This window comes from Pseudomonas sp. 21, assembly GCF_000955805.1.
GTDB lineage: Bacteria > Pseudomonadota > Gammaproteobacteria > Pseudomonadales > Pseudomonadaceae > Pseudomonas.
In genome coordinates this window covers 105,189-121,951 of the sequence record NZ_JYOA01000008.1, presented here as the reverse complement: position 1 = coordinate 121,951, position 16,763 = coordinate 105,189, and the positions used below count along the sequence as shown (strand labels likewise).

General features: G+C 69.3%; 15 protein-coding genes. 5 read left to right on the top strand and 10 right to left on the bottom strand.

Going from position 1 to position 16,763, the window contains the following annotated elements:
• Positions 1 to 28: 28 nt before the first annotated feature.
• The 5 genes from UB43_RS19930 to UB43_RS19910 form a co-directional block, all read right to left on the bottom strand.
• Positions 29 to 802 (bottom strand): alpha/beta fold hydrolase, encoded by a 774-nt coding sequence (locus UB43_RS19930; protein ID WP_045214428.1) that lies wholly within the window; start codon positions 800 to 802, stop codon positions 29 to 31.
• Between the two features lie 82 nt (positions 803 to 884).
• Positions 885 to 1,721: an oxidoreductase gene (locus UB43_RS19925; RefSeq protein ID WP_045214426.1), complete on the bottom strand. Its 837-nt coding sequence runs from the start codon at positions 1,719 to 1,721 to the stop codon at positions 885 to 887.
• Between the two features lie 31 nt (positions 1,722 to 1,752).
• A complete protein-coding gene (locus UB43_RS19920; RefSeq protein ID WP_045214424.1) occupies positions 1,753 to 2,253 on the bottom strand; it encodes a cytochrome P460 family protein in 501 nt (166 codons plus the stop codon).
• Between the two features lie 14 nt (positions 2,254 to 2,267).
• Entirely contained in the window at positions 2,268 to 3,275 is a 1,008-nt protein-coding gene (locus UB43_RS19915; RefSeq protein WP_045214422.1) for an alpha/beta fold hydrolase, read from the bottom strand.
• 72 nt (positions 3,276 to 3,347) lie between these two features.
• Entirely contained in the window at positions 3,348 to 4,592 is a 1,245-nt protein-coding gene (locus UB43_RS19910) for an epoxide hydrolase family protein (RefSeq protein ID WP_256205201.1), read from the bottom strand.
• A 326-nt stretch (positions 4,593 to 4,918) separates the two neighbouring features.
• On the opposite strand from UB43_RS19910, the gene UB43_RS19905 reads away from it, so the two are divergent.
• From UB43_RS19905 to UB43_RS19895, 3 genes are read left to right on the top strand one after another with little or no spacing between them, the layout of a single operon-like run.
• A complete protein-coding gene (locus tag UB43_RS19905) occupies positions 4,919 to 7,729 on the top strand; it encodes a PAS domain-containing protein (RefSeq protein WP_045214419.1) in 2,811 nt (936 codons plus the stop codon).
• Entirely contained in the window at positions 7,729 to 8,100 is a 372-nt protein-coding gene (locus tag UB43_RS19900; RefSeq protein WP_045214417.1) for a response regulator transcription factor, read from the top strand. Before UB43_RS19905 ends, UB43_RS19900 begins: the two co-directional genes overlap by 1 nt.
• Positions 8,101 to 8,132: 32 nt before the next feature.
• Positions 8,133 to 8,804, top strand: coding sequence for a response regulator transcription factor (locus UB43_RS19895; protein WP_082085876.1), 672 nt, complete (start codon positions 8,133 to 8,135; stop codon positions 8,802 to 8,804).
• Between the two features lie 7 nt (positions 8,805 to 8,811).
• Here UB43_RS19895 and UB43_RS19890 read toward each other — a convergent pair whose 3' ends face one another.
• From UB43_RS19890 to UB43_RS19870, 5 genes are all read right to left on the bottom strand, one after another.
• Positions 8,812 to 11,676, bottom strand: coding sequence for a winged helix-turn-helix domain-containing protein (locus UB43_RS19890; RefSeq protein ID WP_045214415.1), 2,865 nt, complete (start codon positions 11,674 to 11,676; stop codon positions 8,812 to 8,814).
• A gap of 141 nt (positions 11,677 to 11,817) precedes the next feature.
• Entirely contained in the window at positions 11,818 to 12,234 is a 417-nt protein-coding gene (locus tag UB43_RS19885; protein ID WP_045214413.1) for an organic hydroperoxide resistance protein, read from the bottom strand.
• 23 nt (positions 12,235 to 12,257) lie between these two features.
• On the bottom strand, positions 12,258 to 12,647 hold the full coding sequence (locus UB43_RS19880) for a hypothetical protein (RefSeq protein WP_052969576.1): 390 nt from the start codon (positions 12,645 to 12,647) through the stop codon (positions 12,258 to 12,260).
• Between the two features lie 173 nt (positions 12,648 to 12,820).
• Positions 12,821 to 13,570, bottom strand: a complete 750-nt coding sequence (locus UB43_RS19875) for a creatininase family protein (RefSeq protein ID WP_045214411.1) — start codon at positions 13,568 to 13,570, stop codon at positions 12,821 to 12,823.
• 282 nt (positions 13,571 to 13,852) lie between these two features.
• A complete protein-coding gene (locus UB43_RS19870) occupies positions 13,853 to 14,737 on the bottom strand; it encodes a DMT family transporter (protein ID WP_045214409.1) in 885 nt (294 codons plus the stop codon).
• Positions 14,738 to 14,927: 190 nt separating this feature from the next.
• Here UB43_RS19870 and UB43_RS19865 point away from each other — a divergent pair, with 190 nt between their 5' ends.
• The gene (locus UB43_RS19865; protein ID WP_045214408.1) at positions 14,928 to 15,839 is read left to right on the top strand and encodes a LysR family transcriptional regulator; all 912 of its coding nucleotides are present in this window, start codon (positions 14,928 to 14,930) and stop codon (positions 15,837 to 15,839) included.
• A complete protein-coding gene (locus tag UB43_RS19860; protein WP_045214406.1) occupies positions 15,836 to 16,738 on the top strand; it encodes a LysR family transcriptional regulator in 903 nt (300 codons plus the stop codon). Before UB43_RS19865 ends, UB43_RS19860 begins: the two co-directional genes overlap by 4 nt.
• Positions 16,739 to 16,763: the final 25 nt, after the last annotated feature.

The window sequence follows — 16,763 nt, the reverse complement described above, 5'->3', positions numbered from 1 at the left end:
CCGTCATGCAACAGCCTGTTCCCGGCCATCAGTAGCCGGTAGCCGCCTTCTCGATGGCGCGCGCCACCGCCTCGGGGTGCGAGACCATGACCACATGGGAAGCCCCGCGTACCACCTCGACGTCCTTCGCCTGGGCGCGCTGCGCCATGAAAGCCAGGGCCTGCGGCGGGATATTGCGGTCCTGGTCGCCGTAGACGAACCAAGACGGAATCGCCGTCCAGGCGGCCGCGCCAGCCTTCTCGTTCAACGCCGCCTCGGTGACCGGTCGCTGCGCCGCCGCCATCAGCGCGGCTTCGCCGGCGGGGACATCGGCGGCGAACTGGTCGTGGAACTTGTCCTGCTGGATGTACAGGTCCTTGCCGCCACCGGCCAGTGCCACCGGCGCGGCCAGGGTCGGGCCGAGGGTGCTGCCGGGGAACTTGCCGGCGAGCTCGGCGGCGCTCTCGCCCTTCTGCGGGGCGAACGCGGCGACGTAGACCAGCGCCTTGACGTTGGCCCGGTCGCTGGCTGCCGCGCTGATCACGTTGCCGCCGTAGGAATGGCCCACCAGCACCACCGGCCCCTTGACGCTGCCGACGATGTTGCCGATGTAGGCGCCATCGCTGGCCACGCCGCGCAGCGGGTTGGCGGCGGCGATCACGCTGTAGCCGTCCTTTTCCAGGAGGCGGGTCACGCCGTTCCAGCTGGAAGCGTCGGCGAAGGCGCCATGCACCAGCACCACCGTCGGTTTCACCGGAGCCGCGAAAGCGCTGCCGGCCAGCAGGCCGCTGGCGAGCGCCAGGGCGGTGAGGGTTGTTTTCATGGTGAATCTCCTTGCTGAGGATGTGAGAAATAAAAAGCCCCGCACGGCGGCTCGGGGGAATTTCGGACCGTGCGGGGAACGCTCATGCCGAGCGGGGAAAGTCGCTGGACTCGCTCAGCTCGCGCCACAGGCGCAGCTCCGCCAGCCGTGCCTTGTCGGCGTTCTCGATGGCCAGCAGCGCATCGCTGCCCAGGGCCAGGCGCAACGGCGGACGATCCATCCAGGCCACCGCGAGGATCGCCTGAGCGGCGCGCTGGGGATCGCCGGGCTGATTGCCGTCGTAGGTGCGCTGCCGGCGCGCCACGGCGCCCACCACGGCGTCGTACTCGAAGCGCCCTTCCGAGAGCGTCGTCGAGGTGCCGGCAAAGTCGGTGCGCAGGCCGCCGGGCTCGACGATCGTCACCCGCACGCCGACCTGCGCCATCTCCCGCGCCAGCACTTCGGAGAAACCTTCCACGCCCCACTTCGCCGCCGAATAGGGCGCGCGTCCCGGCGCGCCGATGCGCCCGCCCACCGACGACAGCTGGATGATGTGGCCGCTGCGCTGCCGGCGCAGAAGCGGGATCGCCGCCTTGGTGACGATGATGGTGCCGAACAGGTTGGTCTCGATCTCCCGGCGGAACTCCTCCAGCGAGGTGTCCTCCACCGAGTTGACGTTGCCAAAGCCTGCGTTGTTGACCAGCACATCGAGCCCGCCGAACTGCTCGACCATCTGCGCCACGGCGTCCTGCGCGGCGGCGGGGTCGGTGACGTCCAGTGGCGCGAGGCGCAGCGTCTGCGGGTAGAGCCGGGCGAGGTCCGCCAGGGCGTCCGGGTCGCGGGCGGTGGCCAGCAGGCGGTGCCCGGCCTGCAGCACCGCTTCGGCCAGCGCACGGCCCAGCCCGCGGGAGCAACCGGTAATCAGCCATCGTTGGTTCATGGGAACCTCCAGGGTTTTCAAGGAGCAGCGGTCAGGGTGCGTAGCGGGTGAAAACCAGGTCGTGGTCCTTCACCCGCGCCTGGTGGCAGGCCAGGCAGGTCTGGTGCTGCGCCTCGTCGGCGGGCTTGCCGTCGATGAAGCGGGCGAACCCCCAGCCCCCGGTGGCCGCGTACTTCTTCGAGTCCTTGACCATGAACTGCACGGTGGTCGCGGCGCCGGGAATCGACGCCGGCTCGAACTCCGGCGACTGCACGTGCTTCCAGGCGAGCTTGGCCAGCACGCTGCCGTCGGGGAACGGCAAGGTGCCGGCGCGGTAGGCCTTCATGGCGATGTCGTTGCCCAGCACGGCGCGCAGTTCGTTCAGCGGCGCTGCCTCCTGGGCCGGCGCCACCAGTTGCCAGTGGCGGTAGCCCTCGGGCATTCGCACGCCGTAGATCGGCGAGGCATCGCCGTCGGCCCTGGCGCCCGCCGTCACCAGCAGGGCGAAACCGGCCAGGACGATGCCGCGCAGCGTGGTTCCAGTGATGCTCATGGCGGCTCTCCGGTTCACAGGTGGTCGGCGTCGACGACTGCCTTGACGAAGGCGTCCGGCGCCTCCTGCGGCAGGTTGTGACCGATGCCGCCGCTGATCAGGCGGTACTCGTACTTGCCGCTGAAGCGCTTGGCGTAGGCCTCCGCCGGCGGGTGCGGGGCGCCGTTGGCATCGCCTTCGAGGGTGATGGTCGGCACCTTGATGGCCGGGAAGGCCGCGAGCTTCTTCTCCAGTTCCGCGTAGCGCGGCTCGCCTTCGGCGAGGTTCAGGCGCCAGCGGTAGTTGTGGATGGAGATTGCGCCGTGGTCGGGGTTGTCCAGCGCCTGGGCGCTGCGCTCGAAGGTGGCGTCGTCGAACTTCCACTGCGGCGAGGCCAGTTGCCAGATCAGCCTGGCGAACTCATGGCGGTACTTGTCATAGCCGGCCTTGCCGCGCTCGGTGGAGAAGTAGAACTGGTACCACCACTGCAACTCGGCGGCCGGCGGCAGCGGCGCCTTGCCCGCTTCCTGGCTGCCGATCAGGTAACCGCTGACCGACACCAGCGCCTTAACCCGCTCCGGCCAGAGCGCCGCGACGATGTCCGCCGAACGCGCGCCCCAGTCGTAGCCGGCCAGCACGGCGCTTTTGATCTTCAGTGCATCCATGAAGTCGATGACGTCCACTGCCAGCGCGGCCGGCTCGCCATTGCGCCGCGTCGAGGCGGAAAGGAAGCGCGTTTCGCCGTAGCCGCGGGCATAGGGAACCAGCACGTGATAGCCCTTGGCGGCCAGTTGCGGCGCCACTTCGGTGTAGCTGTGGATGTCATACGGCCAGCCGTGCAGCAGGATCACCACCGGGCCATCGGCCGGGCCGGCTTCGGCGTAGGCGACGTTGAGCAGGCCGGCGTCGACGTGCTTGAGCGGGCCGAAGGCCGGGTCTGTCGACGACGCGGTAGCGGCCTGCGCCACCGAGCAGGAGGTGAATTGCACGAGGGCGATGGCCAGCGCCGAGGCGCCGAGAAGCGGTTGCTTGAACGGGTTCATCACGGGTCTCCAGGGCAGGCACGTGGCCTGCCCGGTGGTTGCCGGCAAGCGGCGATCGAGTGGAATTTGCGGCTAGTGGCTGGTCAGGCTGGCTCGCAGCGGGCGGAACGCTTCGCGCAGTTCCTCGCTGAACAGCTGCGGCTGCTCCCAGGCGGCGAAGTGGCCGCCCTTGTCCACCGCGTGGAAGTAGGCCAGCGAGGGATAGGCGCGCTGCGCCCAGCTTTTCGGCGCGCGGTAGATCTCGCCGGGGAACACGGTGATGGCCACCGGCACCTTGATCCGGTCGGTCTTCTGCGCGGCGGCGCTGAAGTTGTTGTTGTTGTTTTCCCAGTAGAAGCGCGAGGAGGAAGCGCCGGTGTTGGTCAGCCAGTAGAGCGAGATGTCGTCGAGCATCTCGTCGCGGCTCAGCACGCGCTCGGGCTCGCCGCCGCTGTCGGTCCAGGCGGCGAACTTCTCGTACATCCACGCGGCCATGCCGGCGGGCGAATCGGCCAGGGAATAGCCGATGGTCTGCGGGCGAGTCACCATCATCGCGCCGTAGGCGGCATTGCGGCCGAAGAAGGTACTCAGCGCGTCGAAGGCGCGGCGCTCGTCGGCGCCCAGCCCGGCCGGCGCCGGGGCGCCACTGTTGATCGGCCCGACCAGTTCCGGCGGCACCGTCGCCGGCATGTTCAGGTGGATCCCGAGCAGGCCGGGCGGGGCCAGGCGGCCGAGGGCATCGGAGATCACCGAGCCATGGTCGCCGCCCTGGGACACATAGTGGCTGTAGCCCAGGCGCTTCATCAGCACGTCCCAGGCGCCGGCCACCCGGTCCGGGCCCCAGCCGGTGGTGGTCGGCTTGCCGGAAAAACCATGGCCGGGGATCGCCGGGATCACCACGTCGAAGGCGTCTTCCGCGCGCCCGCCATGGGCCACCGGATCGGTCAGCGGGCCGATGGTCCTGAGGAACTCCAGCGGCGAGCCGGGCCAGCCGTGGGTGAGGATCAGCGGCATGGCGTGCGGCTCTTTCGAGCGCACGTGGATGAACTGGATGTCCACGCCATCGATGCGGGTGACGAACTGCGGCAGCGCATTGAGCCTGGCTTCGGCGCGTCGCCAGTCGTAGTCCTTGCCCCAGTACTCCACCAGCGCGCGGACCTTCTCCAGCTGGATGCCCTGCGAGGCATCCTTGACCGTCTCGCGGTCCGGCCAGCGTGTCGCGGCAATGCGCCGACGCAGGTCCTCCAGTTGCTCCTGGGGTACCTGGATGCGGTACGGCCGCACACTCTCATCGGCCGGCGCGGTACGGCTGGCAGTGGCAGCGAAGGTTTGCTGCATCAGATGGTGCTGCCCGTCGCCGAGCAGGAACAGGCCCACGGCGGAGGCCATGAGCGTGCGGCTGAAGCGGCGGCGAAGATGAGGCGATAACGGGGCGGCTGGCATGGTCGATCTCCCTGGTTCACTGGTCGACGGATCGGCGACCTGCAGCGATCTCACCAAAGCCCGGGAGGCGCCGCGATTGCACCATGGTGTCGGTCGATACCTTGGTATCGGGCCCGGCGCGTGACGCACTAGCGGTACCGCGGCCGACACCTAGGTATCATTGGCAGCCCCGCCAGCAAGGCGCATGCTCGCCCCACGGCTAGCGCCGGGAGAGGACCGGTATGCACAACGAAGTCGTCGACAAGCTGCCCGACATGGCGTGGACCGCCAACGCCGAAGGCCGCCTGGAAAGCGTCAACCAGGCCTGGCGGCTCTATGCCGGGCGCAGCCTCGACGCCGCCGGCGAGCCTGCCTGGCAGGCGCTGGTGCACCCCGACGATCTGTCGGCGCTGCAGCACGGCTGGAACGCCCTCCGCCAGACCGGCGTCCCGCGCGACCTGCAGGCACGCCTGCGGCGCCATGATGGGGTGTACCGCCGCTTCCTGCTGCGCGCCCGCCCGCTCACCCACGACCTCGGCGAGCCCGCCGGCTGGTGCGGCCAGAACATCGACATCGAGGACCTGCTGCCTGCACCCCCCGTGACCGTGACGCGGGAGACCCAGGACCTGATCGACAGCATCCCCGCGCTGATTTCGCTGATGACACCCGCCGGCGAGCTGGAGTGCGTCAACCGGCACAACAGCGACTACCTGGGCGCCAGCTTCGAGGAGCTGCGTCACTGGACCAGTTCCGACACCATCCACCCCGACGACCTGCCCTCCGCGCTGGCCGCCTGGAAGCACTCGGTGGCCAGCGGCGAGCCGTACAACTTCCAGCAGCGGGTGCGCGGCGCGGACGGCATCTACCGCTGGTTCCACGTGCGCGCCCTGCCCCACCGCGACGCCGAGGGGCATATCCAGCGCTGGTTCGTGCTGAAGGTGGACATCGACGAGCAGCGGCGCGACCAGGCATTGATCGCCCAGGCCCAGCAGTCACTGGCCAGTGCACTGGAGGAAGTCAGCGTTTCCGAAGACCGCCTGCGCACCCTGATCGACGCCGTGCCAGGCTTCGTCTGGCGCACCGATCCCGACGGCAGCGTGGAATTCCTCAACCAGCGCTGGTTCGACTACACCGGCATGACGGCGGAGAGCGCCGCCGGTGTCGGCTGGATGACCGCCCTGCACCCCGAAGACGCGCCGGCACTGGGCGTCTACTGGCAGGGCTTGCTGGAAGCGGGCAGCGCCGGCGAGTTCGAAGCGCGCCTGCGGCGCTTCGACGGCAGCTATCGCTGGTTCCTCATCCGCGCGGTGCCCCAGCTGGACGCGGCCGGCCGCGTGCTGAAATGGTACGGCGGCAACACCGACATCCATGTGCGCAAGCGCGCCGAGCTGCTGCTGGCCGGCGAGAAACGCCTGCTCGGCCTGATGGCCGGCGGCTGCGCCCTGCCGCAGGTGCTGGAAACCCTTTGCGAACTGGTGGAAGCCAACCTCGAGGGCAGCCGCTGCGCCATCACGCTGGTCGCGCCCCGCCATGGCCGAATGCCGGAAGCGACGCCACGCCTGCAGGCCGGCGCCGCACCGCATCTGCCGCCTTCGATGTACGGCGGCGCGGATGGCCAGCCGGTGGAAGCTCATGGCAGTCCGCAAGCGCAAGTCGTGCTCGACAACGCCACCGTGCAGGTCGACGACCTGTACGGTGAAACCCGCTGGCCCGAGTGGCGGCAACAGGCACGGGCTTGCGGGCTGCGGGCGCTGGCGGCAATACCGGTGGTGGCCAACCACGGCGAGGTGAGCGGCATCCTCTCGGTCTACTTCGCCCAGCCCCAGGTGATGGACGAAAACCAGTGCGCGCTGATCTCGCAGTTCACCCACCTCGCCAGCATCGCCATTGATCGCGCCCGCAGCGAAGCCGCCCTGCGGCAGAGCGAAGCCTTCCTGGCCAAGGCCCAGCGCATCAGCCTCACCGGCACCTTTTCCTGGCGCGTGGACAACGACGAGATCGCCTGGTCGGAGGAAATCTACCGGCTCCTCGACCTGCAGCCGGGCCTGACGCCGAGCTTCGAGCTGATCTTCTCGCGCATCCACCCGGACGACCGCGCCACCGTGGAAGAAATACTCAGGCGCCAGCGCCGCGACGGCTGCGACTTCGAGCACGAACACCGGCTGCTGCTTCCCAGCGGCGCCCTGCGCCACGTCCACCTGGTCGCCCAGGCCACCCGCGAAGCCGACGGCGCGCTGCTGTACATCGCCACGGCGCAGGACGTCACCCAGCGCCGCCTCGCCGAGGAAACCCTGCACCGGACCCGCGCCGAACTGGCGCACGTGGCCCGTGTGGCCAGCCTGGGCGCGCTGACCGCGTCCATCGCCCACGAGGTCAACCAGCCGCTGTCGGGCATCATCACCAATGCCAGCACCTGCCTGCGCATGCTGGGTGCGCAGACTCCCAACCTGGAAGGCGCTCGGGAAACCGCGCGGCGCACCATCCGCGACGGCAACCGCGCGGCGGACGTGATCAAGCGCCTGCGTGCCCTGTTCGCCCGCCATGAAGCGGTCAGCGAAGAGGTGGACCTGAACGAGGCCACCCGAGAAGTCCTCGCCATGCTGCACAACGAACTGCAGCGCCACGGCGTGACGGTGCTGCCCACGTTGCCGGAGCAATTGCCCGCCGTGAGCGGCGACCGCGTGCAACTGCAGCAGGTGATCCTCAACCTCATCCTCAATGCCATCGATGCGCTGGACGAAGTGCACGACCGCCCCCGGCAACTGCGCATCAGCACCGGCCATGACCTGGACGCGAGCATCTTCCTGGCGGTGCGCGACAACGGCGCGGGCTTCGCCCCGGAGGACGCCGGCCGCCTCTTTGACGCCTTCTTCAGCACCAAGCAGTCAGGCATGGGCATCGGCCTGTGGGTCAGCCGCTCGATCATCGAGCACCATGCCGGCCGGGTCTGGGCCACCACCCACGATGGGCCGGGCTCCACCTTCATCTTCGCGCTGCCGCAGGCGCTCTCGCCGGCACTCCCCAGCCACGACCAACCGACGGAGATCTGCTGATGGCCACGCCCCTGCTCGTGTCGGTGGTCGATGACGACGAATCGGTGCGCGAATCGCTGCCGGACCTGCTGCGCGAGTTCGGCTTCGAGGTAAACGCGTTCTCCTCGGCGGAGGACTTCCTCGCCTCGGATGCCCTGCAGCGCACCCGCTGCCTGATCCTCGACGTGTCAATGCCGGGCATGAGCGGCCCGCAGCTGCAGAAGGAACTGGCCCTGCGCGCGATCCCCGTGCCGATCATCTTCATCACCGCCTACAGCGACGCCACCACCTGCCCGCGCCTGATCGCCCAGGGCGCGGTGGCCTGCCTGCTCAAGCCGTTCAGCGAAGCGGAACTGCTCAAGGCGCTCAGCGCCGCCCTGCCGGTCGGCTGACAGCCCGGTCGACGCCCCTCGGAGGACATGGCATGTTCAACCCCATCCCAGCCCAGCGAACGGAAACCCTGCCGATGTCCGAGGCGACACCCCTCGTCTACGTGGTCGACGACGACATCTCGGTGCGTGAGTCACTGGAATTGCTGATCCGCTCGGCCGGCTGGCAGCCGGTGCTGTTCGACGCCGCCAGCGCCTTCCTCGACCAGCCGCCGAGCCTCGCGCCCTGCTGCCTGGTGCTGGACGTCAACCTGCCGGACCTCAACGGGCTCGACCTGCAGCGCAGCGTGGCCGGCGAGCGCCCGGCGATGCCGATCATCTTCATCACCGGTTACGGCGACGTGCCGCTCACCGTGCGCGCGATGAAGGCCGGCGCCGTGGAGTTCCTCACCAAGCCATTCGACAGCGACACGCTGCTGCAGGCGATTGCCGACGCCCTGGAACACAGCCGCGCCGCGCTCGGCCAGCAGTCCCGCCGCGATGCCCTGCGCCAGGCCTACGCCCTGCTCACCAGCCGCGAGCGGGAAGTGCTGGAGATGGTGGTGGCCGGCCGCCTGAACAAGCAGGTGGCCGCCGACCTGGGCATCAGCGAGATCACCGTGAAGGCGCACCGTGGCCGGGTCATGCGCAAGATGCAGGCGCGCACGCTGCCAGACCTGGTGAACATGGCCGCACTGCTCGCCATCACGCCGCCCGAGAGCCGCTGAGCCCGGCTCAGGCGCTCGTGCCCAGCGCCCGCCGCAATGCTTCCAGCTGGCGCACGTCCAGCGTGTCGACGCCTTCGTCTAGCTGGCAGGCGTCCAGCAGCGCCAACGCCTCTGCCCGCTCGCCCTGCCCGGCACGCAGCCGCGCCAGGTCCAGGCTGGACCGCAACACCCAGGCACGCGCGCCCTGTTCGCGGGCCATCGCCAGCGATTCCTGGAGAATGCGCTCCACGGCCCGCTCCCCTTCCTCGCCCAGCGCAGCGACGACCTGCGCCTCGATACGCATCAGCTCCGGCAAGGCATAGGCATCGCCACTGCTGCGGCAGTGCGCGATGCAGCGCTGCACCACGCCCAGCGCGCGGCGGTGTTCGCCGGCGAGGATCAGGCCTTCGGCCAGGGCGGTCTCGAAGGAGCTGGTCAGCAGCTCGTAGCGCATGCCGTGCAGGCGCGTGAGGCTTTCTTCCAGTTGACGCACCGCGTCGCCGGGTTGTTCGCGGCGAATGGCGATGGCTGCGCGCAGCCCCGGCGTCGCGGCCTGATAGGGGGCGAAGGCGTTGGCCTCGGCGATGCGGCTGAAGGTCGCCAGGCTGCGCTCGGCCTTGTCCAGCTCGCCGGTCCAGATATGGATGCACAGCGTCCACACCAGGGCGATGCAATGGGTGGCCGGATGATTGAGTTCCGCCGCCTCCGCTTCCACCTGGTCCGCCCAGCGCCGCGACTGGTCGGCGCAACCGAGCAGCCAGAGCGTGCGCGCCAGCGCGAGGCCCGTGCGGTTGTGGTGGTCGAAGCCATAGTGCAGCGTGCGGCTGCGCTCCGAGGGCAGGCTGTTGCGCAGGGACTTTTCCAGCTCCTCGCGCGCCCGCACCTGGTCGCCCAGCAGGTGGTGGGAGATACCGGCGAGCGAGGCGGCCACCGCCACCGCTTCCGGTTCGCCCAGGGTATCGCCGACCAGCACCGCGCGTTCCGCCCAGGCCAGTGACGAGGCAAAGTCGCCTATGCGTTCGTAGAAGATCTGCAGGCGCCCCAACACCCGTAGCTCGGCCCAGTGGTCGCCCAGCGTCACCGCGATTTCCAGCGCGCGCAGCAGGGCCTTGCCGGCGGCCTCGCTGTTGCCGCGGGTGAACATCAGCACCAGCCCGAGGGCCGCTTGCAGTTCCATTTCCGTGGGCGTGCCGAAGTAGCCCAGCTCCAGCAGTTCGGTGGCCCGCGCGCACCAGGTGCGGCACTCCACCTGCAGCGAATAGTGCAGGAACAGCGGTGCGCTGGCCGCTGCCAGCGGCAGCGCCAGGCCGGGGTCGCCCTGCGGGCCGAAACTCCACTCCAGCGCGCTGCGCACGTTGCCCAGCTGGCTGGCCAGACGCGCACAGCCCTCGTAGATCACCTCGGGCACGCTACCCAGTCGCTCCAGCAGCCACAGGTTATAGGCGGCATGACGGAAGGCCAGTGCGTGCGCCTCATCAAAACCATGGGCAGCAGCCTTTTCGCGGGCGAAGGCGCGGGTCATCTCCAGCAAGCGATAGGCCGTGGTGGCCTCGCTGCGGTCCACCGCCACGAGCCCCTTGGCAGTCAGCTCATCGAGGATCGCAGCCGCTTCCAGCGCGTCGATCCGCGCGTCGGCGACGACCTGCGCGGCCGCCTCCTGGGAGAAGGGTCCGACGAAGACCGAAAGGCGGTCGAACACCAGCTTCTCGCTCCCGGACAACAGGCCGTAGCTCCAGTCCAGCATGGCACGCAGTGTCTGGTGGCGCGGCTGCGCCGTGCGCCGGCCGGACCAGCCCAGGGAGAATCGCTCGCCCAGCAGCGAATGGGTGGCCTTCACACCGTGGATCGCCACCCGCACCGCTGCCAGTTCGATGGGCAAGGCCATGCCGCCCAGGCGCCGGCACATGTCGGCGATCAGGCCGGGGTCGCCGTCCTGCAATTGCAGCGAGGCGTTGGCGGCCTCGGCGCGCTCGACAAACAGCCGCACGGCGGGGAACGCCAGCAAGGTTTCCGCCGGCAAGCCATGCGGGTCTTCGGGGAAATCCAGCGGGCCCAGCCAATGCGCCTCTTCGTCCCGCGCGCGCAGCGGCTCGCGGCTGGTGGCCAGCAGGCCGACGCCGGGAGCGGCGTCACGAATGCGCTCGGCCAGCGCGGACACCACGTCCACCACGTGTTCGCAGTTGTCGACGATCAGCAGCAGGTCCTGGCCCCTGAGGTGCGCCAGCAGCACCGCCAGCGGGTCCTCGGCCTGCACCGGCACGCCCACCGAGGCGGCCAGTGCCGAAGCCACCAGCTGTTCATCCTCGATTTGCGCCAGGTCGATGAAGCGCACGACCTGCCGGCGTTCGGCAGCCAGGCGGTGGCCCACCTCGTTGGCCAGGCTGGTCTTGCCGACTCCGCCGGTGCCGACGATGGTGAACAGACGGGGCTCGCGCAGGCGCTGCAGGATCATCTGCACATCGGCCTCGCGGCCGATCAGCTTGACCCGTGGCGGCAAGCTGCCGACGCCTTCGCCCATGCTCACCACGGGCGGCGCCGCTTCGCTGCTGCGGTTCACCGGTGCGACGAAGGCATAGCCGACACCCACCTGGGTGGCGATGTAGCGCGCGCCGTCTTCGCCATCGCCCAGGGCGCGGCGCAGGCCGGTCATGTGGAAGCGCAGGCTGCCCTCTTCCACCACCATGTCGGGCCACACGCGCTTGAGCAACTCTCGCTTGGAGAGCACACGGCCGGGCTTCTCCAGCAGGGCGAGCAGCAGGTCGAAGGCACGCCCGCCGATGTCCATCGGCTGCGCATCACGGGTGAGCAGGCGCTTGTCGGGCACGACCCGGAACGGGCCGAATTCGACCGGCGCTTTCAATGAGGAGGACGGATCGTCCGCTGCGGACTCCACGGGGCGTCTCTTCCGACAAAGGGAGTGGGCGCGAGACTGGCCCGCAAGTCCTAGCAGGATAGGAGTTTCGAGCACGCGATCAAGCCTTTGCGTGGCCTTTTATGCGGGCTGTCACGCCCGAGGGCCGGTGGCGATGCCCCATCAGCACAGGCTCAGGGTGACGGCGACATGGCCCCGCAGCGCTTTCGAGTAGGGGCAGCTTTGCTGCGCGGCATCCAGCAGCCGCTGCGCCAGCTCGGGGTCCAGGCCCGGCAGGTGGACCGCCAGGTGCGCCCGCAGGAAGAATCCCTGCTCGCCGTGCATCAGCTCCACCTCGGCATCCACCGCCGTGTCCGCCGGGAACTCCTGCTTGCGCGCATTCGCGGCATGCCGCAGCGCGCCGATGAAACAGGCCGACCAGCCGGCGGCGAACAACTGCTCGGGGTTGCTGCCCTCCCCCGGTGCGCCCGGTGGCGTCAGCCGAACCTGCAACCGACCATCATCACTGCGTGCTTCACCATCACGGCCGCCACGGGTATGCACACGGGCGGTATAGAGAACCTTCTCGATCGACTGCATCGGGCCTTCCTGAAAACCTGGACTCAGTGGGCGGCGGCGGTACGCCTGCGCCGCGCCGGTTTCTGCGCATCACACTTGGCGGGCACCTCGGCCGGAGCCGCGCGCCGATGGGCGCTCAGCTCATGCCGCGCCAGCTCCAGCAACCAGGCCCGGAAAGGCACAGCCGGGTCGTAGCCGGCGCGCTGCCGGTCCACCTGTCGCAGGGTGGCGCGCAGCAGGTCGCCCATGTCCTGCTGGCGGATGCGGCCTGCCTGCGCCTGGCCCTCGAAGAAGGCGATGAGCAGCGGCAGCACGGCCATGTACAGCTGGCGCGATGTCGCCTCGTCGGGCTCGCCGGAACCGAGGATCAACGCGCCGAATTCGGCATTGCTGCGCCGCCCCGCCAGATTCATGCAGCCATCATGCTGGGTCATGGAGGCCTCCCTGGTTAGCCAATGACACCCGGTTGCCAGCGTGGCAAGGCCGGCGCAATCGGGCGAGTTATCTGCTGTTAGCTCTTGTTAGCTGGCTGCCGGCGGGGGCCGCGAAAAGCAGAAACCCGAGCGAAGCTCGGGTTTCCGGTGGGTCAGATGACGGCCGATGAGGCTCAGTATGGCGAGGGCTCGGCGCTGAAGGCTTCGACGGCCTGCACCAGCCCCTGGGCGGCCAGCATCACCAGCTCGCGGCCCTTCTCGGGCGTTGCCAGGCCCGGATCGGAGCCCATGCGGCCGTCCGGATGGCGCGCGCGGAAGTCCGCCGCCTCGCGGATCGGCCCCCAGTTGGCGATCGGCGGCGAGTACTCGGCCGACTTGATGTGCTGCGGATAGGCCCACTGGGTGACGGCGATCTCCGAAGGCGTGGCGTGGATGCCGTGCCCCTTGGGGAACTGCCGGTTGGCCAGCTCGCCGACGCCTTCCAGGTCCCACCAGTTGCACAGCTTCAGGGCGAAGCCGGCTGGGCGGCGGGCGAAGCTGGCCTGGGCGTAGAGCTCGGAGAAGGCGGCCTCGATGGAGGCGACGTTGCCGCCGTGGCCATTGAGGAAGAGGATCTTCTCGAAACCGTGGGCGGCCAGGGAACTCACCCAGTCACAGAGGGCGGCGATGAAGGTCGAGGGGCGCAGCGTGATGGTGCCGGGGAAGCCCAGGTGATGCTGCGCCATGCCGATGTTGAAGGTCGGCGCGATGAGGATGTCCGCCGACTTCTGCGCTTCGTGGGCGATGATTTCCGGGCACATCCAGTCGGTCCCCAGCAGGCCGATGGGCCCGTGCTGCTCGTTGGAGCCGATGGGAATGACGATGGTCCGGCTGCGGCCAAGGAACTGCTCGATTTCGGACCAGGTGCAAAGGGGTAGGAGCATGGAGACCTCGCGATTCGACGGGTTCGCCTGGGTGGAATGAGCGTGCGGCCGCCGGGCCGAGCACGCTCAGGCTGCTGGGCGCCCGGAACGCTGGCCGGGCCGCCCTTGCCGGAGATGACAACACGCCGGCGGGGAGGCGGACATTGCACCATGGTGTCTATCGGCGATTCGGCGTGGCTGGGCAAGGGCGGGCACGGCCCGCCCCTACAGGGAGCACACTGGATGGGACGGTTGTAGGAGCTGGCCATGCCTGCGACCGCCGCAACGCAGGAAATCAGGTAGCTATGCCTTCGGCCTGATCGAATACAACCCCGCCAGCAGGATCAGCAGCGCGCCGGTGATGGTCCAGAAGGTCGGTGTCTCGCCGAAGACGATGAGGCCGATCAGCGTGGCAAAGGCTAGCAGCGAATAGTTGAACGGCTGCAGTGTCGAGGCCTGGGCGTACTTCAGCGCCTGGATCAGCAGTAACTGGGCGATCACCCCGGAGACGGCGACGATCGACATCAGCAGCGCCTCGTGGGGTGTCGGCGTGACCCACGCGGGAAGCCCGGCGGAGGTGGCGGCCACGGCGCCGACCACGGCCATGTACAGCGTGGTGGTGGCGAACGAATCGGTCTGGCTGATACGCCGCGAGAGGATGTTGAAGAAGGCGAAGGTCAGCGCCGCCGCCAGCGGGATCAGCGCCGCGGGTTCGAACACGCCCAGGCCCGGGCGCAGGATCAGCAGTGTGCCACCGAAGCCCACCGCTGCCGCCAGCCACTGCCGGCCGACCATCCGTTCACCGAGGAACAGCCGCGCCAGGCCCAGCGTCATCAGCGGGAAGACCGCATAGAGCGCGTGGGTCTCGGCAAGCCCGAGGTAGCGCAGGGCCAGGCCGAAGAGGGCGATCTCACCGACACCCAGCAACGCGCGCACCACCTGTTGCCAGCGGCTGGCGCTGCGGCTGGCGGCGCGAACGCCGCCCCGGGAGCGACAGACGATCAAGGCGAACAGCACGAATACCCAGTAGCGCACCATCACCAGCTCGGCCACCGGCAGGTGGCGGACCAGTACCTTGGTGATGCCGTCCTGGCAGGCGAAGATGAGCATCGACAGCAGGCACAGGGCGATGCCCAGGCGTGGGTTGTTGGCAGCGGCCAGCGTGGTGGCCGTGGTCTTGCTGGTCATGGAGGAAGGCTCGCGGGCGGTGGCGCCTCGCTGCGGGCGCCTGCAGCGCTTGTGCCGGAGTGGCCGGGGCGCGGTCAAGCCACAGGGCGCTGGCAAGCACGCCGATGTCGCCCGCAAGCCGCCGGCACTTCAATCCGGCGCAGCTTCCCTCTACAGTCTGGCGACCCGCTCAAGGCGACAACGGTGATCCATGGACAGGTTTCAGGAAATGACAGTGCTGCTGGCCGTGGCCGAAGCCGGCAGCTTTGCCGCTGGCGCGAAGCAGCTGGGCCTGTCGCCCCCCAGCGTGACCCGCGCCATCGCCGCGCTGGAGCAGCGCCTGGGCACCCTGCTGCTGGCCCGCAGTACCCGCAGCGTGCGTCTGACCGAAGCCGGTCAGCGCTATGTCGAAGACTGCCGCCGCATCCTCCAGGAACTCGAAGAAGCCGAGGAACTGGCCTCCGGCAGCGCCCTGCGGCCGCGCGGCAACCTGACGGTGACCGCCCCGGTGCTGTTCGGCGAGCTGTACCTGATCCCGCTGATCGCCAGCTACCTGGACGCCCACGCCGAAGTGACGGTCAATGCGTTGCTGGTGGACCGCGTGGTGAACATGCTCGACGAGGGCATCGATGTTGCCGTGCGCATCGGCCAACTGCCCGAGGGCAGCCTGACCGCGTTGAAGGTCGGCGAAATCCGCCCGGTGGTCTGCGCCGCCCCCGCCTTCCTCGACCGCCATGGCCGTCCGCAGCACCCGAACGACCTGCTCGATGCGCCAGTGGTGATGGCAGCCACCAGCGTGCTGCTCACCGACTGGCAGTTCGTCACCCCCGACGGGCCGCTGACCCTGCGCCCACCGTCACGCTTCGTGGTCAGCTCGAACAACGCCGCCATCCACGCCGCGCGGCTGGGCGGCGGCTACACCCGCGTGCTGTCGTACCAGGCGGCCGGGGCCGTGGCGCGCGGCGAGCTGGAAATCGTCCTCGATGAGTTCGCCACCGCACCGCTGCCCATCCACCTGCTCTACCAGGACAACGCTCGGCTGCCGGCCAAGGTGCGCAGCTTCGTCACGCATTGCGCGCAGCGCCTGCGCGCCGACCCGGCCCTGCAAGCCACGCAGCCGTGAGCCGCTACCGGGAAATGCAGGCGTTCGACGCCGTGGCGCGCTCCGGCAGCCTCGCGGCCGGCGCTCGACGGCTGGAGCTGTCCACCGCGACGGTGATGCGCCTGGTGGCCGCCCTGGAGTCCCGCCTGCACTGCGAGTTGCTGCTGCGCGGCCCGCGCGGGGTCGAGTTGAGCGCCAGCGGCGAAGCCTTCGCCGCCAGTTGCCGGCAGATTCTCCAGGCTATCGACGAGGCAGAAGGTTCGCTCGAAGGCCTGCAGGCGCACCCGGCCGGGCAGTTGAACCTGGCGCTGCCGCTGCTGATGGCCGACCGCATCTTCGCGCCCATCGCGCTGGATTACCTGGCGGCCTTTCCCGACGTGCGCCTGGTCAGCCGGCATCGGGAGGACCTGCCGCGCCTGCTGGAAGACGGCATCGATGTGGCGCTGGTGATAGGCACCCTGCCCGACTCTTCCGGCTTCGCCCTGCCGGTGGGCACGGTGCGGCCGGTGATCTGCGCATCGCCCGACTACCTCGCGCGCCATGGCGTACCGCAGGCGCCGGAAGACCTCAAGGCACATGGCATCATCGTCTCCGGGAGCCAGGGAGCCGTCAGCGAATGGCGCTTCCGTCACCAGGACGCGCCACGTTCGGTGCGCCTGTCGCCGCGGCTGGCGTGCAGCACCCCCCACGCGGCGATCCGTGCTGCCAGCCTGGGACTCGGGCTGACCCGCTGTCTGAGCCACGAGGCCCATGCCGAGCTGAGCAGCGGGCGTCTGCAGGTGGTATTGCAGGACTTCGCCGCGCCAGAGCTGCCGGTGCAACTGATCTACCGCGAAGGCCGCCGCGCGGCAGCGCGGGTGCGCACCTTCCTCGATTTCGTGGTGCCGCGTTTGCGGGCGCATCCGGCGTTGCGCGGCTGAAGCACGCAGTGTCCCATTCTCCCTT